The organism is Bradyrhizobium sp. SZCCHNPS1003 (assembly GCF_032381555.1).
GTDB lineage: Bacteria > Pseudomonadota > Alphaproteobacteria > Rhizobiales > Xanthobacteraceae > Bradyrhizobium.
This window is the reverse complement of record NZ_JAUHIU010000022.1, coordinates 11,802-31,307: the sequence shown is the minus strand read 5'-3', so window position 1 is coordinate 31,307 and position 19,506 is coordinate 11,802. Positions and strand designations below refer to the sequence as shown.

Annotated in this window: 21 protein-coding genes; 5 read left to right on the top strand and 16 right to left on the bottom strand. The window is 64.1% G+C overall.

Translation table 11 applies throughout. From position 1 onward, the window contains the following. On the bottom strand, positions 1-666 hold the full coding sequence (locus QX126_RS28925; RefSeq protein WP_315733827.1) for a phosphoribosyltransferase: 666 nt from the start codon (positions 664-666) through the stop codon (positions 1-3). A 101-nt stretch (positions 667-767) separates the two neighbouring features. Here QX126_RS28925 and QX126_RS28920 point away from each other — a divergent pair, with 101 nt between their 5' ends. After that, entirely contained in the window at positions 768-1,835 is a 1,068-nt protein-coding gene (locus QX126_RS28920) for a hypothetical protein (protein WP_315785467.1), read from the top strand. A gap of 16 nt (positions 1,836-1,851) precedes the next feature. On the opposite strand, the gene QX126_RS28915 is transcribed toward QX126_RS28920, so the two are convergent. Both QX126_RS28915 and QX126_RS28910 read right to left on the bottom strand, forming a co-directional pair. Then, positions 1,852-2,829 carry a ribose-phosphate diphosphokinase gene (locus QX126_RS28915; protein ID WP_315778084.1) on the bottom strand — a complete coding sequence of 326 codons (978 nt, stop codon included), beginning with the start codon at positions 2,827-2,829 and terminating at the stop codon, positions 1,852-1,854. An 82-nt stretch (positions 2,830-2,911) separates the two neighbouring features. After that, on the bottom strand, positions 2,912-3,478 hold the full coding sequence (locus QX126_RS28910; protein WP_315778083.1) for an HPF/RaiA family ribosome-associated protein: 567 nt from the start codon (positions 3,476-3,478) through the stop codon (positions 2,912-2,914). 228 nt (positions 3,479-3,706) lie between these two features. On the opposite strand from QX126_RS28910, the gene QX126_RS28905 reads away from it, so the two are divergent. From QX126_RS28905 to QX126_RS28895, 3 genes are read left to right on the top strand one after another with little or no spacing between them, the layout of a single operon-like run. Beyond that, on the top strand, positions 3,707-4,135 hold the full coding sequence (locus QX126_RS28905) for a DUF2267 domain-containing protein (protein WP_315733835.1): 429 nt from the start codon (positions 3,707-3,709) through the stop codon (positions 4,133-4,135). 32 nt (positions 4,136-4,167) lie between these two features. Continuing rightward, positions 4,168-4,833 (top strand): dienelactone hydrolase family protein, encoded by a 666-nt coding sequence (locus tag QX126_RS28900; protein WP_315778082.1) that lies wholly within the window; start codon positions 4,168-4,170, stop codon positions 4,831-4,833. A 9-nt stretch (positions 4,834-4,842) separates the two neighbouring features. Further along, positions 4,843-5,292 (top strand): YbhB/YbcL family Raf kinase inhibitor-like protein, encoded by a 450-nt coding sequence (locus tag QX126_RS28895; protein WP_315785466.1) that lies wholly within the window; start codon positions 4,843-4,845, stop codon positions 5,290-5,292. A 21-nt stretch (positions 5,293-5,313) separates the two neighbouring features. Here the strand turns inward: QX126_RS28895 and QX126_RS28890 are convergent, their stop codons facing one another. The 9 genes from QX126_RS28890 to QX126_RS28850 form a co-directional block, all read right to left on the bottom strand. Next, positions 5,314-5,670 carry a hypothetical protein gene (locus QX126_RS28890; protein WP_315785464.1) on the bottom strand — a complete coding sequence of 119 codons (357 nt, stop codon included), beginning with the start codon at positions 5,668-5,670 and terminating at the stop codon, positions 5,314-5,316. Between the two features lie 79 nt (positions 5,671-5,749). Further along, positions 5,750-6,049: a hypothetical protein gene (locus tag QX126_RS28885; RefSeq protein ID WP_315785462.1), complete on the bottom strand. Its 300-nt coding sequence runs from the start codon at positions 6,047-6,049 to the stop codon at positions 5,750-5,752. Between the two features lie 42 nt (positions 6,050-6,091). Next, entirely contained in the window at positions 6,092-6,454 is a 363-nt protein-coding gene (locus tag QX126_RS28880) for a hypothetical protein (protein ID WP_315785461.1), read from the bottom strand. 569 nt (positions 6,455-7,023) lie between these two features. After that, positions 7,024-7,608, bottom strand: a complete 585-nt coding sequence (locus QX126_RS28875; RefSeq protein WP_315785459.1) for a hypothetical protein — start codon at positions 7,606-7,608, stop codon at positions 7,024-7,026. A gap of 312 nt (positions 7,609-7,920) precedes the next feature. Next, positions 7,921-8,139 (bottom strand): helix-turn-helix transcriptional regulator, encoded by a 219-nt coding sequence (locus QX126_RS28870; protein ID WP_315785456.1) that lies wholly within the window; start codon positions 8,137-8,139, stop codon positions 7,921-7,923. A gap of 1,030 nt (positions 8,140-9,169) precedes the next feature. After that, positions 9,170-10,879, bottom strand: coding sequence for an FAD-binding oxidoreductase (locus QX126_RS28865; RefSeq protein WP_315785453.1), 1,710 nt, complete (start codon positions 10,877-10,879; stop codon positions 9,170-9,172). Beyond that, on the bottom strand, positions 10,876-11,187 hold the full coding sequence (locus QX126_RS28860; protein ID WP_315785451.1) for an EthD family reductase: 312 nt from the start codon (positions 11,185-11,187) through the stop codon (positions 10,876-10,878). Before QX126_RS28860 ends, QX126_RS28865 begins: the two co-directional genes overlap by 4 nt. Further along, complete coding sequence (locus tag QX126_RS28855; protein WP_315785449.1) at positions 11,184-12,887, bottom strand: AMP-binding protein; 1,704 nt, start codon at positions 12,885-12,887, stop codon at positions 11,184-11,186. The genes QX126_RS28860 and QX126_RS28855 overlap by 4 nt, the downstream gene beginning before the upstream one ends. A 3-nt stretch (positions 12,888-12,890) precedes the next feature. Continuing rightward, positions 12,891-14,492, bottom strand: a complete 1,602-nt coding sequence (locus QX126_RS28850; protein ID WP_315785447.1) for an NAD(P)/FAD-dependent oxidoreductase — start codon at positions 14,490-14,492, stop codon at positions 12,891-12,893. Between the two features lie 116 nt (positions 14,493-14,608). Between QX126_RS28850 and QX126_RS28845 the strand changes: the two genes are divergently transcribed. Next, positions 14,609-15,640 carry an AraC family transcriptional regulator gene (locus QX126_RS28845; protein ID WP_315785445.1) on the top strand — a complete coding sequence of 344 codons (1,032 nt, stop codon included), beginning with the start codon at positions 14,609-14,611 and terminating at the stop codon, positions 15,638-15,640. Positions 15,641-15,775: 135 nt separating this feature from the next. Here QX126_RS28845 and QX126_RS28840 read toward each other — a convergent pair whose 3' ends face one another. From QX126_RS28840 to QX126_RS28825, 4 genes are read right to left on the bottom strand one after another with little or no spacing between them, the layout of a single operon-like run. Continuing rightward, positions 15,776-16,729: an NAD-dependent epimerase/dehydratase family protein gene (locus QX126_RS28840; RefSeq protein WP_315785443.1), complete on the bottom strand. Its 954-nt coding sequence runs from the start codon at positions 16,727-16,729 to the stop codon at positions 15,776-15,778. Between the two features lie 3 nt (positions 16,730-16,732). Then, complete coding sequence (locus QX126_RS28835; protein WP_315785441.1) at positions 16,733-17,734, bottom strand: fumarylacetoacetate hydrolase family protein; 1,002 nt, start codon at positions 17,732-17,734, stop codon at positions 16,733-16,735. Beyond that, entirely contained in the window at positions 17,734-18,309 is a 576-nt protein-coding gene (locus QX126_RS28830; RefSeq protein WP_315785439.1) for a cupin domain-containing protein, read from the bottom strand. Before QX126_RS28830 ends, QX126_RS28835 begins: the two co-directional genes overlap by 1 nt. A gap of 15 nt (positions 18,310-18,324) precedes the next feature. Then, positions 18,325-19,482, bottom strand: a complete 1,158-nt coding sequence (locus QX126_RS28825) for an MFS transporter (RefSeq protein WP_315785598.1) — start codon at positions 19,480-19,482, stop codon at positions 18,325-18,327. Positions 19,483-19,506 lie beyond the last annotated feature (24 nt).

The following is a 19,506-nucleotide window of genomic DNA, read 5'->3' as shown; positions in this document are numbered from 1 at the left end:
TCAGGAGGCCGGTGTCGTCGTCGTCTTCGCCGGGAACCGCTTTAAGGTTGCGATGACCTCGTCATCGCTGACTTGGCCGAAGTCACGATAATAGTAGCCGATCGCGCCAAAGTCTCGCGGCGTGTCCAGGCAAACGACTGCATCGACCTCCGTGTGCAACCGCTGCAAGGTCTCGAGCGGCGCGACCGGGACGGCTAGGACCAACTCCTTCGGCTCTCGCCTTCGCAGCGCGCGGATCGCTGCGAGCGTCGTCGCCCCCGTCGCAATGCCGTCGTCGACGATGATCGCGACCTGCCCTTTGACGTCGGACCGCAGGCGACCGCCAAGATAAAGTTCGCGCCGCCTGTCGATCTCGGCAAGCTCACCGGCGCAGATGGCGTCGAACGTCTTCTCGCTCACGCCGGTCAGATCGATGACGTCCTGATTGCGAACGATAATCGGATCGTCTCCGTCCACCACCGCCCCGATCGCGAGCTCCGGCTGCATGGGCGCGCCGATCTTGCGCACCAGAACCAGATCGAGCGGCGCTTCCAACCGTTCGGCCACCTCAGCGGCCACGGGAACGCCGCCGCGAGGCAACGCCAGAATCACGGGATGGCGGCTCTTGTACTTCAGCAAGGTTTTTGCCAGCTGACGGCCGGCGTCTTCCCGGTCCTGAAACAACATGTCGGCAGATCCGCTTGAATTTTTGCCAGATTATTGCTCCGGCGCCCGGGATCGTTGATCGGTGTCAAACTGTCTCGGTCTTCGTTTGGCAAGTGATTGTCATGCTGGACCGCCAGAACGAACTCACGACGGACGGTGCCGAGAACGTCAGCGTTTCTGCCCTTTCCGGCAAGGTCGCATTCCTGAGCCGCCCCGAGGGCTACACTCCCGTTCCCGACCGCCTTCAGACGCGCGAGACCCACATGTCCTGGGTCTTCATGAATGGCGGGCGGGTCTACAAGCTCAAGAAGCCGGTCCGTTTTGCCTATCTCGATTTTTCGACTCTGGCTCGCCGCAGGACGGCCTGCCTGGCAGAAGCCAGCCTCAACCACCGGCTGGCGCCCGACGTCTATCTCGGCGTCGTTCCGCTGACCGAGACTGCTTCGGGGTACGCGATCGGCGGCTCCGGTCCGGTGGCTGACTGGCTCGTCGTCATGCGCCGGCTGAACGAGGACGAAACGCTCGAGGCCGTGCTGCGCAACGGCACGGCTCGCCAGACCGATGCCGACCAGCTCGCAGCGGTTCTCGCCGGGTTCTATTCGCATGCTTCGCGGGTCCTGATCGACCCAGAGACCTATTTGGCTTCGTTGCACGAAGCCGCCGTCCTCGATTTGCAAGTCCTGCTGAATCGACGCTTCGCCCTGCCGCACGGCACGATCTTGCGTGTTGCATCCGTTCAACGACGATTTCTCAAGCAGAACGCCCGGATCCTCATCGATCGGGTCTCGCAAAGGCTTATCGTCGATGGTCACGGCGACCTGAGACCAGAGCACATCTGGCTCACGCCTGCCCATCCGATCATCGACTGTCTCGAGTTCAATTCGCGTTTGCGGGCCAGCGATGCACTGGACGAGATCGCGTTTCTGCACCTGGAATGCGAACGGCTTGGCAGCCGATGGTTCGGCGACACGATCCGACAAGGGCTGGCACGCACGCTGCACGATGATCCGGCCAGCGGCGTATTCCTGTTTTATCGAGTTGGTCGCGCGATGCTACGGGCGCGCTTGTCCATCGCGCATTTGCTCGATGCCCGGCCGCGCACGCCGGAAAAATGGCCCCGCGTCGCGCGCCACTATCTCGCCCTTGCCGAAGCCGATGCAAAGCGGCTTGAACGGCTGCTCGCCCGATGATTCGAGCAAGGCTTCGTCAGGCCTGATACATCATCAAATCAGCCAGCGACTCGTTCTGATGCAGCCGTCTGATGGCTTCTGCCAGCAGCGGAGCCGCCGAGATCACCTCAAGCTTGGCAAGAACCGGACCCGGGCGCAGCCGAAACGGCGGAACGGTGTCCGTCGCGATAATGTGATCGATAGACGCGTCCGCAAGTGCCGTTTCCGCCCCCGGCATGAACAGGCCGTGAGCGACGCACGCAATGACACTTCCTGCGCCGTGCGCGCGCGCCGCTTTCGCCGCACGCACCAGGGTTCCGCCACTGCTGATGAGATCGTCGACGACGACGCAGAACGCATCAGCCACGTCGCCGGCAAAGAGGTCGCCGGACACCCGGCCGGAGCTGCGATGTTTCTCGACGAAGGCCTTGCCTATGGGTCTCTGCAAGGCCTTTTGCAATGCCTCCCGCAACAGATCGGCCCGCTTGCCACCACCGAGATCGGGAGAGACGACGCTGATCGGCCTGTCGCCGGCGATTGATTTTATCCTTCCGATCAGCAGCGGCGCCGTGGTGAGTGCAATCGAAGGACAGCGGAATGCATTCTCGAAGGCAGCCTCGTTATGCACATCGAGCGTCACCATCCTGGCCGTGCCGACCGCCTCGAACAACGACGCCAGGTAACGGATCGTCACGGGGTCATTCTCTTTCGTTCTGCGATCCTTTCGCGCGTAGCAAAGATATGGCGTGACTGCGGTCACGCTCGTGGCACCTGCGTCTTTCAGTGCGCCGATCATGAACAACAGACGACAAAGCTTGTCGTTCGGACTCTCAATCGGACCTCCATGAAGACTGTGAACGACAAAGACATCGCACCCGGCAACCGTATCGAGTGGCCGGACCTTGTGCTCGCCGTCTTCAAAGCTGCGCTCTTCGTGGGCCGCCAGCTTGCAGCCCAATGAGGACGCAATCTGCTCGCCCAGCTCCGTGCTGCCATTCAAGGCAAAAAGGCGCAACCGATCGCTCCGCGTCCGTGCGGTACGAGGCGTCCAGCTACTGTCCATTGTGAGCACACCACCAATTGAGATGAGGAACCACCTACGTCCGCATGCCGTGTTTGCTCAGGAGCCTGACCGTGCTGGCCTGAGGCCCCTTTTCTCCGAGCTCCTCGACATAGCCGACACGCGCGCCGACGGCGATGTTCGCGCGGCCTTCCAGAACACTGTTGCAATTGAAATAAACCTCGTGGCCGTCGTCCGCCTCGAGGAACCCGAATTCGCCGCTAGGATCGATCCGTAGCACGGTGCCAACCGGCTCTCCTTGGTGGTGCTTCGTCTCGCGGTGCATCACAAGCACCTGATCCTGCAGTTGCCGCCGCGCCCGCTTGAAAGCGTCGTCCACTGCAAAGGTCGGGTCGGCATACCTTTCATCCTCCTTGGGCGTCCGGCCCACGTTGACTTCGCGCCCGTCGGGAAGAACGAGCCGGATGTTTACCTGGTACTGACCGCCCGTCTTGTGACGCTCGCCAGGGCCTCGCACGATGACGCGCCCTGCGGTCGCTCGACCGAAGCGCTTTTCCAGCTCGGAAATGTGCTGGCTGATCGCAGCTTGCAGCTCAGGAGACGGCGTCAGATTCTCGAATTCGATTTGAGCCGGGGTTTGCATGATCTTGCTCCTCAGAAAAGGCGACCGATCTGAGCACGCCGCCCGCGCACGGCCTTGCGCGAAATCAACCCGGCCCGACGCCCTCAACCAGGTAACTAGCCGCCGGTCCAGAACGCCCGGCGGCGCTCATTTTGTTGCCCTCCTTCGGGGAACTTTGCGGCAGGTCAAAGCAGGCCGAGGACAGGCTGCGACTAATTCACTATCTGTCTCTGTCCTGGGAGTGAGACCATGAGCACAACAACGGGTGTGACTGCATTGGATCATTCGGTTCAGGAAACCAATGTTTGGCTCAAAGCGATCGATGAGCAGTTGGCCCTGGAAAGCCGCCACCATGCCTACAATGCGTTGCGAGCCGTCCTGCACGCGCTGCGCGACCGTCTGCCGCCGGAGGTCGCAGCCAAGCTCGGCGCGCAGCTACCGATCATCGTGCGCGGCATCTACTACGAGGGCTGGCATATGGCGGCGACTCCGACCAAGGAGCGGCACATCGACGAATTTGTAGCGCATGTTGGCCGAGAGCTTCCGCCGCAATTTCCCATCGATCCCCTCACGGCCGCGCGTGGAATCTACGAAGTGCTATGGGAAAAGCTGGATCCCGGCGAATTCGAGAAATTGATGGCCCATCTTCCGGCCCAACTCAGAAACCTCCAGGGCTGACCCAGAAGGGCTGCCCCCAGAGCGGATGCGTCATGAAGATCGATCAAGCGTTCGACGTTCGCATTCCGCCATTCGGGCTGGCGGGAACGCTGACCCTGCCGGAAAATGCACGCGGCTTGGTCGTCTTTGCACACGGCAGCGGCTCAAGCCGATTCAGTATCCGGAACATTGCGGTCGCGCAGGGGCTGAATGAGCGCGGCTTTGCGACGCTGCTATTCGATCTTCTCACACAGCAAGAAGAGCATGACCGCTCGAACGTTTTCAATACCGGAATGCTTGGAAAGCGGCTGGTCGCAGCCATCGACTGGCTTCAAGGCCTTAAACCGGCGATTGCCGGCCTCCCGGTTGGATTGTTCGGCGCGAGCACCGGCGCCGCGGCCGCCCTTGTCGCCGCGGCTCAATTGCCTCATCGAATTGCCGCCGTAGTCTCCCGCGGCGGCCGTCCGGATTTGGCTGGCGAGGCCTTGTCCCATGTCCATGCGCCAACCCTGCTGATCGTGGGCGGCGCCGACTCCGGCGTGATCGAGCTGAACGAGGAGGCGCTCGCCCGGCTTGGCGGGCCAACGGAACTGGAAATCGTTCCTGGGGCGACGCACCTGTTTCCAGAGCCGGGCGCAATGAACACCGTCATCGACCATGCCAGCCAGTGGTTCGAGCGATATCTGCGCACACCAGCGCCTGTCCCCACCTCAAGCTAGGAGAGAACCATGGAACTCCTGTCCGGCGCTTTTGTCGACCGATCGACTATTCCGCGACGCTTCACCTGCGACGGCGAAAACCTGTCCCCGCACCTGCAGTGGGCCAACGCACCCGAGGGAACCCGCAGTTATGTCCTGCTCTGTGACGATCCCGATGCCCCAAGCGGCACCTGGCATCATTGGGCGGTCTACGACATCCCACCCACGCAAACCGGCCTTGTGGATGGCGCAGCACAGAAGCCCGGGCTGAAGCAGGCCGCCAACGATTTCCGGAAGATTGGCTATGGAGGACCGTGTCCTCCGCCGGGACATGGCGTCCACCACTATCATTTCCGGCTCCTTGCGCTCTCGGCGGATCATCTGAATATACGGGCGAATGCTTCGTGCCGCGACGTCGAACGCGAGGCGCGCAAGTTCACCCTCGCCGAGGCCACTCTGGTCGGCCTGTATCATAGATAGTCGCGTGCGAGACGCCGATCGTCACGACCGGCCCAATGTGCCTGGAACTTGCGCCCACAAGGGTTTAGCGGACTCTCGACTGAACCCAAAGATGAAGTAGGCGAAAGGACACTCATCGTCTGAACCGAATGATGGACCAGCGAGACTGGGATCACCGCTGCGAGGGACACTGCCAGCAACCTCGGCCATTCCTCCGGACAGCACATGTCCACCTGCGATATGGACGGGAAGGCTGTAGGTGCGATCGCACGTGCCGGCGTCAGTGATGATGAGACCATTCCAATATCCGTCGTAGCCGTCACCCCGGCCGGAGATCGCCATCCGGTGCGCCTGCCGCGCATCCGCCGCACTGGCGAAGGCAGCGGCCACGACCAGCATGGTCCAAAATCCTGCGCGACAAACGTTAGCGCGAATGGTGGGACCGGCGGCTATTGTCATTCCGGGTGCTTAGGGTGCGTCAGGCGTCCAAACTTAACTCGCTGATGTTCTGCCCTCGCCGAAGAAGCTCGTTCTGCACGCGTAGCAGCTCGAGTATCTCTTCATTCTGCGCCTGGAGCTTGGGCAGGACAGACATAACCAGCTTGGGTGGGGCGCCTTCCGGAAGGCTCGCCATTATCCACCCCATGTGGGCGAGCATCTTCTTGTTCACCCAATCACCTGCTGTGCGCGTCAAGCGATGCCGCGGCTCGACCGGAAGACACCGGAGCGCGACCACGCCGCCAACTGCGGCCAACCCCAGCACGACCAATTTGGTCATCCAAGTCATCCCGGCCTCCCTGCGCCGCGCACTACCACGCGCCTACGAAGATTCAGCCCTTCGCGAAAGCGTCTTCCAAAGCAGATAGCCGCCGAGCACGATCAAGATAATGGGCATAAGCGGCAAGGGCAGAGCAACAAGATCCCAGATGCCGGCCGCGAGCATGATGAGCCCCACGATTACACCAAACATCTCGACCTTCAGGCCCCGTTGCTGTCGCACGATCTGCGCGCCTACAATGAGGACGCCGACTCCTACAAGGAACCAAGCCCAGGGCAGGTCGGCGAGCATGACGACACCGACCCAGATGAAGAACACCGCCCAGGCTGCTGAATCGATCTGGCGAGTGCGTTCGTCTCGGCTCGAAGGTCCCGGTGAGTCAGTCAAAGGCGACTGCACGGACATGGTGCACCTCTTTTGTAAAAAGATCGCGCCGTTACAGCCGACTGCTATTGATCTGGATCAACGGTGCTACTGGCTTTCATTTCGATCGGGTTCGTCCCAATCGACGCGAAGCGCCTCCCCGTCGACCGATCAGGAACGGCCTCCGAGGTGCCTGATCGCATTCTTTCGAAATGGCACAGCGCCCGCTTACCGGTCTTGAATGCTTGACTTGACCTCAATCAGTTTCATCAAGTCGAATATGCCTCATTCTAAATTTAAGATACGCGGCCAAGCCTTACAATTTGAGAACGATGCCCACTATCGCCGATCGCGAACGATATCTCCTACGCCTGTGCTCTACCGAATAGATCGACATCGATTGGTGCTAACGTCCATCGAAGGCACTGCGGTGAGTGGCAAGTTTGAATTTGTTCGCGCTCCAAGTAACAGGTCACTTATCTCGTACACCGTCGCAATGCATGAGTTGCACATCAAGAACCACAATCAGCGCAGCAACATTGTGCGTGATCCTTGGGCTTGAGGATTGGGCGCGACGCAACGCAATGCGTGTGGACGCCGCGCATGGAGCGCTACGCCGTTGCGTCCGTGCGCTGTTGCGCACGGAGGAGGTTCGTACCCGGAAATCGCGCGATTGCTAAGACCCGGGTCCGTTGTTCGGCCGTGCGCGAAAGCGGCAGCTGTTCGAACCGCAGGATCTTGTACATTCGGGACGTCGAGAATCTGGTCCTAAGCGGCATGGCCGAGGATTGAAGGATCCTCGGCTGATCGAAATCTACGTGCGCAACTACAATCGTGAAAGAGAGCGGCTTGCCGGAGACGCGGCCGCAACGCGCACGCGACTGGAGGCGAAGCGCGATCGGATCGAGGGCGAGCGGCAGCGCAACATCGATCTTGTGATCAGCTATGTCAGTTCGGAGGAAGATGCCCGACAACGCATTGCAGAGCTGAACGGGGGACGACAGCGTGTCGAGGCGGAACGGGCCGCGCTTGCGGAAGCCCCCATCCCTGTGGCCCTGCATCCGGCAACCTTGGATCGCCATGTCGCGACCGTCGACGCGCTGGCGGAAAGGATGGCGGGCCACGCCAGTGCCGACGACGACCAAGGCACCCTGATCGACGATTTCCGGGCCCTCGTGCATGGCGTCGCGGTTCACCCGAAGGGACCCCGGGAGGGCTTTGAGATTGAAGTCAAGGGAAAGCTGGCCGCATTGCTCGGGGCAGATGTGTTTCCAGAGGCCCACTACAATAGTGGGTCACGCGTGGTAGCGGGGGGCGATTCACGCGTCCCCCCCTCCCCCGACAGATCTCTCAATGATCATCCGGAGGAAAAGAAAATCCGCCTGAGGTCGCTGCCCCTGAGCGCTAAACCATTATTGTTAGACGGTAGCGCTATTTGGAAACGCTGCCGTTTGTGGCGAAGCCATCGCCAGAAATCGCATATGAGTGGTAGCGCGTGGAGCTGTCTGTCAGCGCACCAAGCGAACTCCGGGCTGATCGCCGTCTATGAATTGAACGCCCGCACCCTCCAGAGCGCGCCTGACGGCCGCCAAATTGTTGATCGACGGGATCCGGCGGCCTTTTTCGAAGTCGCGAATTGTACTCTCGCTCAAATTGGAGCGAGCAGCCAATTCAGCCTGAGACCAGTCGAGCAGACCACGAGCCGCCCGAGATTGATCGGGAGTCATTCAACCGCCATTTCATGGGAACACGGTTTCCGTCTAACAGCCACGAAAAGCGTTGACATCCGCGAATATAAACGCTAATCGTGTATGATAGTCGGTTTCCGTTTACCGAGTTAACAAAATGCATGATCACGCCGAAGGCACCAGCCCCGAGCAAGCTACCGGAGACCCAGACGCTCCTTTGGTCGCCTTCGAAAACCAGTTCTTGGCGTTGGTAGCTGAACTCGATCGTGACGGTGAAAACCTTATACAGTCCGACGAGTACCTAACGGTAAGGGATGAGGCCCTGCTAGCCCGCCTCGATCCCGTTGAACGAGCCATAATGGGGACCCCCGCCTATACGATGACGGGCTTGAGTGTGAAGGCCCGTCACTTGGCCTACGTTCTGTCGGAGTACTGGGAAGCCCCAATCGATCAAATAGGTTGGGAAGGACGAGCGGTGCGTCTTCTCGTCGAAGCGATATGCAACGTCGCAAGCACGCCCTTACGCATCCGAGAGCCACAAGTCGGAAAATAGCGCGGCGTTTGAACGACGCCTAGGCTGCCACTCCCTAGGGAAGCAAGAAAATCCAACAAAATCAAAGAACTGAAACACTTTTTGGGGAGAAACGGCATCATTGTTCTGCACGGCTTTTTAGCAGCTCGCCCCAAATGACTGAACAAACTCGGCCCTACACAAGAGGGCAGTACAGGTACGAATGGATGAATTTGACGCTTCCAGGGCCCCTCATTTGGTCGCAGGTCCAAGTCCCTCGCCCGCTCCGTCGGAAGACCACGATCCCAGAAGACCTATTATATTACCGGAGAACAGCCTAGCTCGGAGCGTCGAGCCTCGACAGCATGCCTAACCCGGATGTTCGGTAAAGATCGTGCGACAGGAATTCGGTCTGCCGGGCTAACCGGAGCACCGCTCGCCCAACGAACGCTCCTTGCTGCACCACTTGACGGGACGCGGTTCCCCCGCCCGCATTCGTTCGTCAGCAAAATGCAAGCGAGCCGTTCCGTTTCACTCAGCAGCAAGATCTCGATCCGCTCATACGGATGACGAGCCGATTCCGGCGCCGGTCGCACCAGTGAAGCCGACGGTCCGCCCGTGCGGATCGATGAGCACGCCGGGGTTCATGATGCCGCTTGGATCGAGGACGCTCTTGGCTCCAGCGAAGGCCTGCCGCATCAGGTCCGGCACCTCCTTTTCGTAGCCGCTCCGGTGGTCTCGGCCGACGGCATGATGGTGCGTGCTGGTGCCGCCATGGCGAATGACCGCATCGTTGCAGGCCGCCTTGATGTCGCGCCAACGCGCGAGCGCATTACCGATGTTTCCATCGCTATCTCCCTGCGCCATGAATGTGAAATAGGGAGCTGGGCCGTCGGGATAGACATGGGTGAAACGGCAGGACAGACTGGTCTTCACACCCGTCACCCGTTCGATGGCATCGGCGACGTCGGTGCGCACGCCGTCGTAGAACGCGTCGAAACCGCTCCAGGTCACGGCGCTCTCGAACGTGTCCAGGATTGCGCCGAGCCTGGTGGTCTCGTCACGCCAATACGGCATGCGCAGGAACGCGTTGCGCCATTCACCAGCGGAGCCCTTGCGCTGCGCGGAGCCGAGGTCATCGCCGCGCACTGATCGTTCGAGCTCGTCCGCATCCCATGCCCCGCCATGATCGGCGGCAAGCTCAAGCGCCCTGGCGATCCAGGCGTCGAGCGGATGATCGGGCGATTCAAAACCAATAATGAGAGTCGGCGTCTTTCCGTCTCCCACCCTGGCAAACGCCACTTCCGCAGCATCGAGCAGCCGGCAGTTGGTCGGCTGCAATCCGGATTGCGACAGCGCGCGGATGCAGGACACCGCCTTGGCGACAGTCGCGAACCGCACCGACGCCGACGCTCGGAAGCGCGGCCGGTCCTGCAGGCGCATCCAGGCCTCGATGATCACGCCGAAGATCCCTTCCGATCCGATCACCAGCCGGTCGGGCGCCGGCCCAGCGCCAGAGGCTGGCAGGCGCCGCGTCTCGAACACACCGGCGGGCGAGATGACCCGGGTGCTCTCCACGAAATCATCGATATGGGTGTACTGGGTCGCGAAATGGCCCCCTGCCCGGGTCGCAATCCAGCCGCCTAGCGTGCTGAACTGGAAGCTCTGCGGAAAATGCCTGAGCGTCAGCCCGTGCGGGCGCAGCGCTGCCTCCAGCGCCGGGCCGAGCATGCCTGCGCCGATGCGCGCGGCGCGGCTCGTGCGGTCGATCTCGAGGATGCCGTCGAAGCGCTCCATGTCGAGCGACACGGTGGCGTCGTAGCTGGCGCCGACATCCGGCTCCACGCCGCCGACGACGCTGGTTCCGCCGCCGAACGGAACGACGGCGACGTTGGCGCCCGCGGCCCAATCGAGAATGCGCGCGATGTCCGCTTCGTTGCGGGGATAGGCGACCCAATCGGGCGCGTGCGGAACGTGCCGCATCCACATCCGCGCAACGTCCGCAAAGCTCTTGCCATATGCATGCGTCAGGCGGTCGTAAGGCGTCGCCGAGAGGATGTCCTGCAAGGCATCCGGCGCAGGCTTGCGCGGCGCCCGCAGAGCGAATTCATCGAGCCGCGGGGCCGCGAGATCGGGACCCGGCCGGCCGAGCGCCTGGACCAGCCGCCGCGCGGCGGCGGTTTCGGCGGCGGTCAGACCGTCATCGAGATAGCCCCAGCCCCAGAAGCGCTTCTCGGGCAAGGACGACAAAGTGGCGGGCCGCGTCATCGCACGACCTCGCTGATCAGAACAGTGGGAGTAATGTCGGTATAGCGTGCGACGTCGGCCATGATCTCCCGGCCATGCGCCGCCATTCCGGCCTGGAAGCCGTCGAGGCTCTCGAACATCATGTGGGCCGCGGCCACCACCGGCGGCGGCTTGCCGGCGCCGTCCGACAGGCATCTGTCGATCTCGACGGACGCCAGCCCATGCGCCGCGAGCCGCTCGAGCAGCAGCGCCCGATGCCTGTCGCGGTAGTACTCATGGTCGAAGCGGGCATTCGCTGCGCTGGGATAGCTGACCGTGATGCGGATCATCTGGACGTCTCCTCTTGGGTTGCTGCCGCCATGTCTCGGAGTTTCACCTTGTCGATCTTGCCTACGGCGGTCAGCGGAAGCGCGCCGACGATCCGCAGATCGACCGGCGCGGAAATCGGATCGTTGACGATGAGGCGGCATTGGGCCAGCAGCGTCGCCTGATCGCGCGCGGCGTTGTCCCGCAGCGTGACGAACGCGAACGGCACTTCGCCCGCGCGCGGGTCGGGCCGCGCGACCACGGCCGCGGCGGCGACGGCGGGATGCCCGAGCAGGCTCTCTTCGACGGCCCTGGGATCGACGCTGTGACCGCTGCGCTTGATGAGATCCTTGCTGCGGCCGGAAATCCAGAAGAAGCCCTCGGCGTCGACATGGCCGAGATCGCCGGTGGCGAGCCAGCCCGGAGCCGCAAACGCTTTTTGCGTCAGATCAGGATCGGTGTAGCCCCTGAAGACGTTCGGCCCGCTGATCAGGATTTCGCCTGTTTCTCCGCAGGCGCAATCGCGCAGCCGTCGGCCCTCGTCGTCGAGCCGCGCGACCTGCATCTGCTGGTAAGGCAAGCGGAGACCGATCGAGCCGATGCGGCGCGGACCGCGCACCGGGTTGAGGCTGCTCACGCAGGTGCCCTCCGTCAGGCCATAGCCTTCGAGGATGGTCAGGCCTGTCCGCGTTTCGAAATCGCGCAGGAGACGCTGCGGCAGCGGCGCCGAGCCGCAGAGTGCGAAACGGAGCGAACTGGTGTCCGCGCCCGCAGGATCGACCGCCAGCAGCGCTGCGTAGACCGTGGGCACGGCGCTGAAGGCGGTGGCGCGGAAGCGCTCGACGATACGCCAGAAGCCGCCGATGACGTCCGGATGGCGAAAGCCTTGCGCACCCAAGAGCACGAGCTGCGCGCCTTGCAGCAGCGGCGCCAGACTCAGCGGAATCACCGCATGAACGTGAAACAGCGGCAGGCCGACCAGGACGACATCGGAGGAATTGAAGCCGACGAGATGCGCAACGGCCCACGCCTCGTACAGCTGGTTGCCGTGGCTGTGGGTGGCGATCTTGGGCGCCCCGGTCGTGCCTCCGGTGTGGAAGCGCGCCGCCGGACTTTCGTGTGTCAGCTGCGCGCCGGGCGCGGATGCCGCCGATGCAGCCGCGGCCACGACATCCTCCAGGGTCGTCACGGTGACCCCGTCGGGCATTCCCTCGCCGCCGTCGCCGATGACCAGGACATGCCTTAGGCCGGGGCTTTCGGCCGCCACCCCGCACGCGTTCTGCCACACAGCAGGATTGCGGGTGGGGCCTTCGACGACCAGCGCCTGACAACCCGCTCCCTGGACGATCGCAGCCGCGACATGCGGCGGCAGCGCGGGATTGATCGGGCACGGGATCCCGGCGATCTGACCGCCGAGATAGGCGCAGTAGAATTCAGGGACGTTCGCCAACAGTAGCCCGATCGAGCGTTCGCCGCTGGCGACCGACGTCAGCCAGTGTGCGACGGCTTCCGAGCGCCGCCATAGCTCGTCATAGGTCCACGCATCGACCCTGCCGTCATGCCGCCCCTCCGCCAGGAAGCTGACCGCGACCTTGTCGGCATGCCGCCGTGCCGCAGTCTTAAACGCCTGCCAGATGCTGGCATGCGGCAGGCGCACGGCGAGTGGCGCCTCCTGCTCGATCGCCTCGATCCCTGCGAGATCGCTGACACCCGGCGCGGACATGGTTCAACCCCGCAACGCCTGGAACATGTCCTTGCCGAGCACCGCTGACGCGGCGATGAGCCCGCCGACCATGGCGCCACTGACGCCGGCACCGGCCACATCCTGTCCGCTGAAAAAGAGCCCGCGAACCGGACCTGGCCCGCGCATCCAGCCTTGCGCAAACCGCTCGGGCGTTTGCGCGTAGGACATGAAGTCGCCCTGGCGGCGGCCGAGGAAATGGTTGAAGCTCAGCGGCGTCGCCAGCTCCGCATGAACGACCTTGCCGCGCGTCTGCGGATAGAAGCGGTCGATCTCGGCCAGCATCTCCGCGCTGAGCCGTGCCTTCAACTCTTCGTAGTCCGCGCTGCGCCGCTTCCAGTCACTCTGCGCAAACGGCGCGAACAGGTCCCAATGGGTGAGGCTGCAGATGTCGATGGTCGAACGCCCCGGATAGCGCGCCGGCCAGCTCGGATCCTTTGCCGAGGGCTGCGAGATGAAGTGCAGCGGCATGGGCCGGCTCGCCGGCGCTTCCGCAAAGCGCTCCCAGTTCGCGACGAGGTCGGCACCGGGATGCGCCCATACATTCGCCGGGTCCATGCCGAGCTCGTCGTTCGACGCCGAAAGGCCGATGTTCAGCATCACGTAGCATTGCGACGGCCGCAGCAGCTGCGACTTGGCCTTCAGCCCCGCGAGACCCGGTGCATCGTCGTCCGCGAGCATGCCGAGCGTCTGGTCGATGCCTGCGGCGCTGATGATGGCGGGCGCCTCGATGATCTCGCCGTCAGCCATCTCCACCCCGATCGCCCCGCCGTTGCGCACGACGATCCTGCGTACCTCGGCCGCGACGAGAACGCACCCGCCGCCGTCGCGGATCGTCTCCGACATCGTCTCCGCAATTCGTCCGGATCCGCCGACCGGATAGCTCGCGCCCTCGATGTAGTGCTTGATGACCATAGCATGCACCGCAAACGACGCCTTGCTGGGCAGCAGCGCATAATCGCCGTAGTGCCCGCAGAGAACGGCGGTGAGCTCCTGGTCCGAGGTCAGGTCCTTCAAGACCTCGAGCACCGTCCGGCTCGAATAATCGAGGAATGCGGCACCTGCGCTCGCGCGCTCGGCACTGATCAGGTCCGCCGGCAGAGCGCGATTGGCGAAATGCGTCCGGGCGGCACGGTTGGCGCCGACGATCAGGTCGACATAGGCATCGATGGCGCCCGCCTCGCGGGGGAAATAGTCCTTCATGCGCTCCCTGAAGCGCCCCGTTCCGGACACGTAGTCATAGGAGCGGTCGCCGATGACGATGCGGTTGTAGACATCGGGCATCGGCGCCCAGGCCAGCCGCCCTCCCGTGACACGATCGAACAGCCGCGCCAGACCACTGGAGGCCCGATGCACCTCTCCCATGTAATGGAGGCCCGCATCCCATTCGAAGCCATTGCGCTTGAACACCTGCGTGCATCCGCCGGCTACCGCATGCCGTTCGAGCACCAGCGTCCGCTTGCCCTCGGTCGCCAGAAGGGCGGCGGTGGTGAGGCCGCCGGCTCCCGAGCCGATCACGATCGCATCAAAGGCGCCATCGAGCGCGCCGCTGGCGCGTTGACGCTTGTAGCTCGCGTCGGCCGTCATGTTCGCCTCCCGGATTTTTTATGGTCGAGAACGATGCCGCATGCGGCCGGACCTGGACATGAGACGGCGCGCCAATCACTATCGATGACACGCCAACTCCCGCGCCGGATCGCCGCATGCAGACCGTCATTTCGTCTTGGATCTCGGTGATGCTGCAGGAGCTCCGGCATCAGGGGCTGAGCCCAAGGGAGCTGGCGCCATGGCTTGCCCAGGTCGATCGCGCTGCGCCGACCAGGCAGCTGCAGCAGGTGATGGTGCGCCGCATCTGGCGCCACGCCATGATGGTGAGCAACGATCCGCTGCTCGGGCTCAAGGTCGGTGCCGCCCTGCCGCTTCAGGCGATGAACATCCTCGGCCTGATCATCATCCACAGCGCCTCGTTGCGGAAGGCGCTCGCGGCGACGGTCAGGTATCAGAGCTTGATCAGCAATTCCGGCCGCTTCTCGCTGTCCGTTTCAGCACACACGACGCAACTGAGCTACACGATCAATGACGGCCCGGTCGCCATGCACCCTGCGCAGATGGATTCCGTGTTCGCGGGTTATCTCGGTCTGCTCTACCGATCGGCGCCCCACCTGCGCCCGGAGAGTATCGCGCTTCCCGGCGCGCAGGGGCGCGTACACAACAGCTACGAGCAGCATTTCGAGTGTCGCGTGATTCTGGGGGCGAGACAGCCCTGCATCTGCTTCCGGACGCAGGATCTGGACGCCCCCTGGATCGGCGCGGATCAGGACTTGCTGCGAACGCTCGTCAGCCGGGCCGACCTTGCGCTGCAGACAAGGGGGCGCGCCGACACGCTCGTCGACCATGTCGTCGCCGACGTCACCGCCATGGGATTCGACCGGGCCAGTTGCGCAGACGTCGCGCGATCGATGGGCTTGAGCACGCGGACGCTGCAGCGCCGGCTCACCGAACTCAGCACGAGCTTTCGCAAGCTGGTCGAGGCAGCCCGCATGGACGAGGCGCTGCGGCTGATGAACGACCGCGATTTGTCGCTCTCCGACATCTCGAGGCGCCTCGGCTATTCCGAGCCAAGCTCATTCTCGTTTGCGATACGGACCCACTTCGGGACCACACCGCGCGCCTTGCGCGACCAGATCGCCGGTAAGAGAGGCATGAACACAGTCTCCGGTCGCATCACCAAGTAAGGACGGAACTACAGTATCTCCGGAATGTGCCGGTCGCGCGCGAGTCAGCAATCGTCACCACAGCACGTTCGGCGGCGTCTTCCGGCACAACGAAATGCGCCCCAAAGCATCGTCCTGATCACAAGGCTCGCGCGGTCATTGCGGCGAGTTCGCCTTCTTATCCCGCCAAATCCTGGCGCCAACCGCATTCGAAATCATATCCGCCACCGATGCGTCGTGGGCGAAGCCCAGCGCCAACTCGGCGCTGGCATCCAACTCAGGATAGCGGCCGAACACCGCCTCGATGCGCGCGTCGGGCGCGAACGATACGCCCGCGGAGCGCGCAGTTCCGAACAGCTGTACCGAGCTAGCCACCACCTCGGCGATCGAGAGGCGAAGCGCCGGAGGCTGCAACGTCCCGCAGACATCGAGCTTCCCGGCGAGGACGAGATTGTCGACGGCGGCCTTCGCCGACAGCCACCAGGCGGTCGCGTCCGGCGACACCGGGCAGACATAGCTTTCGCCTGCGGACAGCGCATGCAGCAGCTCGCTCATGAAGGCGGAGCCGAAGCCGCTCACGGGTCTGGGCCGTGCGACGATGCCGGGCAGCCGCAGTGCGATCCCCGACAGGTCTCCGCGCCGCGTATGATCGGCGAGCGCGATCTCCACCATCCGCTTGTGCGCGCCATAGGTGATCGCCGGCCGTGCCTCCGTCTGCGCGCTGACCGGCGCCTGGGAGAGCGCGCCGTAGACGGCGATGCTGCTGGCATAGACCACGCGCGGCCGATGTCGGCTCTGTGCCAGCAGTTGCAACAGATCCAGCGACGCATCGAGATTGACGCGGCGGCCGAGCGCCGGCTCGGCCTCGGCGCGGCCGCCGGGAATGCTGGCGAGATGGAACACGAGGTCGAACGGCGCGGCGCCGAGTTGCTCCAGCACGGCGCGATCGTCGAGGCCGCCTCTGATCCAGCGGAGGCGATCACCGGACGCCCAAGGCGGCGCGACGGCGAGATCGAGCCCGGTGACGTCAGTGCCGTCCATGTCGGTCAGCAACCGACACAGCAGCGCACGGCCAATGAAGCCCTCGGCGCCCGTGACCAGAATACGCATCGTTCAATCCGGCCGATCGGTGCCAGCCGCACGAACCACGCGCTGCGCGATGCGCCCGAACGGACCCGGCCGGCCATCGGCGAAGCAGGCCTGCATCGTCACCTCGTCACCGAAGCGCAGGAACGGCGTCCACGCCTCGCCGTGCGCGATCATCTCAATCGCCCTGGCCTCGGCAAGGCAGCTCGATCCGGCAGCGCGATCGGTGTTTGAAACCGTGCCCGAGCCGATGATCGTGCCGGCGGTCAATCGGCGCGTCCGCGCGGCGTGGGCGATCAGTTGGGGAAACGAGAACGCCATCTCGCGGCCCGACGCCGCGCCGATCCGCTCGCCATTGCGGTGGACATGGAGGGCCAAGTCGAGCCGGCCGTTGCGCCAGGCCTCGCCGACCTCGTCAGGCGTCACCGCGATCGGCGCGAAGCTCGTCGAGGGCTTGGCCTGTAGGAAGCCGAAGCCGGTACGAACCTCGCGCGCGCCGACCGCGCGCAGGCTCCAATCGTTGATCTGGACCAGCAGCCGGATGCGCTGTGCGGCTGCATCGGCCGAGACGGCCATCGGGACGTCATCGACGACGACGCCGAACTCGCCCTCGAAGTCGATGCCATCCGCTTCCGTCACGAATGGGACGTCTGCGTGCGGCCCGAGGAAGTCATCGCTGGCGCCCTGGTACATCACCGGGATGGTGTCGAAATCGGGGATCGGCGGCTTGTTGAAGGCAACGTCCATCAGCCGTCCGTGATTGAGGAAGGCCGAGCCGTCCAACCATTGCGGCGCGCGCGGCAGCGGTGCGAGGCATCGCGCGGGATCGAACTCGACCGCGCCGGCGGCGGATCCGTCGTCGAGGCTCTCAGCGAGCCGCCGCAGCGCCGGCTCGGCCTGCGGCCAGTTCCGCAGTGCCGTCAGAAGATCGGGCGCGACGGTGCTCGCGTCGACCGCACGCGCCTGATCCCTGGAGACGATGACGAGGCCGCCATCGGGGCTGCCGTTCTGATAGGTTGCGAGCTTCATCAGCTGTCCCTGGTCGGATTGGCTTCGGGACCGAATTTGCCGTCGACCAGGATGAACAGCATCCGGCACGGTCTGTCACTGCGATTGGCCCAGGCGTGATTGGTGCCGCGCTGGATCACGACATCGCCGGCCTTGAGATCGGCGGTGCCCTTGTCGAGCACCAGCGTGACCTCGCCGGAGATGACGATGCCGTAGTCGATGGTCTCGGTGCGATGCATCAGCGGATGCGGCGATTCCGTCGTCACCGTCGAGGCATGCGGGTCGCCGATCTGGCTGAACGCCGCTTTCATCCGCGTCGCGCCGTTGCGGAGAAAATCCTCGGTGTCCGGCGGGATGTCGACGAACCGGATACGGCTGCCATTGGGCGGTGGCGGCAGCCGCAGCGGTCCGGTCGTCGGATCGGGACTATTGTCGATGAGCGCCGGCGTCGCCTGCGTGCTCCAGATCTCGTGAAAGAAGGTGCCGGGGATGGCCGCCAGCTCGGAGACGGTCGGCAAGGGCCCGTCGGACGAGATGATGGCGGCGCCCTGCTGATCATGTCCGGTGACGACGCGGCGGATCTGCGGAAGAGTCATGTGGCGGTCTCCTGGTCAGGCGATTTCGAGCGAGGCGGCCGGCGCTGCGCCGCGCGCGGCGAACACGCGCGAGAACAACAGGACGGCGATGGAGGAGATGATGACGGCGCCGAGCCCGAGCGCGGGATAGCCGAACAGCTGCACCAAGGTGCCGCCGAGAATGGGGCCGATCGCGGCGCCGATCATCAGCATCGCCGGCGTGCCGGCGAGCGCCCGCGCGGTGGGGTCGAGGCGCGACAGCAGACCGAACGCAAAGGTGTGGGTGAAGATCATCACTGCGGCAAACATCGCGGTCGGAACGGCATAGGCGATGAAGCCGGAGCCGAAGGTGACCATCACGGCGATCAGCGCCTGGCAGACCGGGCCCGCCAGCAGCACGTGGCGCGCCGGCAGCCGCCGCTCCAGAACGGCGGCGAGCGGCGCCGGCAGCAGGTTGACGAAGCCGAGCGCGATCAGCACGCCCGTGACCGCCTCCGCGCCGAAGCCGCGATCAGCCCCGATGCGCTCGATGAAGCTGAACAGCATCGCCTGGGTCAGCGCCATGCAGCTGACGCCGGCAATGCCGAACCAAACGGCGCGCGGCAGGTGGCTGACCTCGGCGATGAGGTCCTCGTCGCTGCGCACGACGCCCTTGGGAAAGGACAGCGCCGCCGCCAGCGCCGCGACCGCCATCACGCCGGCGAACACCACGAACAGCGCGGATCCGCCGAAGCTCGCCACGAGATTGGGCGTCCCCCCGAGGAACAGAATTGCAGACACACCGAGCGCCATTCCGACGATGGCGAACAGCCGGTGCGGGTTGGCGCTGCGTGCAATGGTACCGTGGGTGAAACTCAGCCCGCAGGCGGCCGTTGCGCCGGCCAGCGCGTGCAGCATCGCAAGCAGCAAGAACTCCGAGGTCCGGCTCGCGGCCAGGAACATCAGCGCGGCCGCGGCGTATCCCGCAGCCGCCGCCAGGCGGGCGTTCATCCGGTTGAAGCGAGGTGCAAAGAACAGGCTGCTGAGCACGGCGCCCAGCAGGAACAACGTGGCCAGCAGTCCTGCCTGCTGCGGGCTGAACCTGTAGCGCTCGATCAGCGCGCCCACCCAGACCGGCAGTGCGACGAGATCAACCATCCCGGCGCAATGCGCGACCATCAGCGCGATGCGTCCGCGCCACGTCTCCGTCGTCACCGTCATTGCTTCCTCCGCTTGATG

Bases quoted from the DNA above. Each gene is read 5' to 3' on its own strand.
- QX126_RS28925 (WP_315733827.1), bottom strand. From the start codon at position 666: ATGTTGTTTCAGGACCGGGAAGACGCCGGCCGTCAGCTGGCAAAAACC.
- QX126_RS28920 (WP_315785467.1), top strand. From the start codon at position 768: ATGCTGGACCGCCAGAACGAACTCACGACGGACGGTGCCGAGAACGTC.
- QX126_RS28910 (WP_315778083.1), bottom strand. From the start codon at position 3,478: ATGCAAACCCCGGCTCAAATCGAATTCGAGAATCTGACGCCGTCTCCT.
- QX126_RS28905 (WP_315733835.1), top strand. From the start codon at position 3,707: ATGAGCACAACAACGGGTGTGACTGCATTGGATCATTCGGTTCAGGAA.
- QX126_RS28900 (WP_315778082.1), top strand. From the start codon at position 4,168: ATGAAGATCGATCAAGCGTTCGACGTTCGCATTCCGCCATTCGGGCTG.
- QX126_RS28895 (WP_315785466.1), top strand. From the start codon at position 4,843: ATGGAACTCCTGTCCGGCGCTTTTGTCGACCGATCGACTATTCCGCGA.
- QX126_RS28890 (WP_315785464.1), bottom strand. From the start codon at position 5,670: ATGCTGGTCGTGGCCGCTGCCTTCGCCAGTGCGGCGGATGCGCGGCAG.
- QX126_RS28885 (WP_315785462.1), bottom strand. From the start codon at position 6,049: ATGACCAAATTGGTCGTGCTGGGGTTGGCCGCAGTTGGCGGCGTGGTC.
- QX126_RS28880 (WP_315785461.1), bottom strand. From the start codon at position 6,454: ATGTCCGTGCAGTCGCCTTTGACTGACTCACCGGGACCTTCGAGCCGA.
- QX126_RS28870 (WP_315785456.1), bottom strand. From the start codon at position 8,139: ATGACTCCCGATCAATCTCGGGCGGCTCGTGGTCTGCTCGACTGGTCT.
- QX126_RS28865 (WP_315785453.1), bottom strand. From the start codon at position 10,879: ATGACGCGGCCCGCCACTTTGTCGTCCTTGCCCGAGAAGCGCTTCTGG.
- QX126_RS28860 (WP_315785451.1), bottom strand. From the start codon at position 11,187: ATGATCCGCATCACGGTCAGCTATCCCAGCGCAGCGAATGCCCGCTTC.
- QX126_RS28855 (WP_315785449.1), bottom strand. From the start codon at position 12,887: ATGTCCGCGCCGGGTGTCAGCGATCTCGCAGGGATCGAGGCGATCGAG.
- QX126_RS28850 (WP_315785447.1), bottom strand. From the start codon at position 14,492: ATGACGGCCGACGCGAGCTACAAGCGTCAACGCGCCAGCGGCGCGCTC.
- QX126_RS28845 (WP_315785445.1), top strand. From the start codon at position 14,609: ATGCAGACCGTCATTTCGTCTTGGATCTCGGTGATGCTGCAGGAGCTC.
- QX126_RS28840 (WP_315785443.1), bottom strand. From the start codon at position 16,729: ATGCGTATTCTGGTCACGGGCGCCGAGGGCTTCATTGGCCGTGCGCTG.
- QX126_RS28835 (WP_315785441.1), bottom strand. From the start codon at position 17,734: ATGAAGCTCGCAACCTATCAGAACGGCAGCCCCGATGGCGGCCTCGTC.
- QX126_RS28830 (WP_315785439.1), bottom strand. From the start codon at position 18,309: ATGACTCTTCCGCAGATCCGCCGCGTCGTCACCGGACATGATCAGCAG.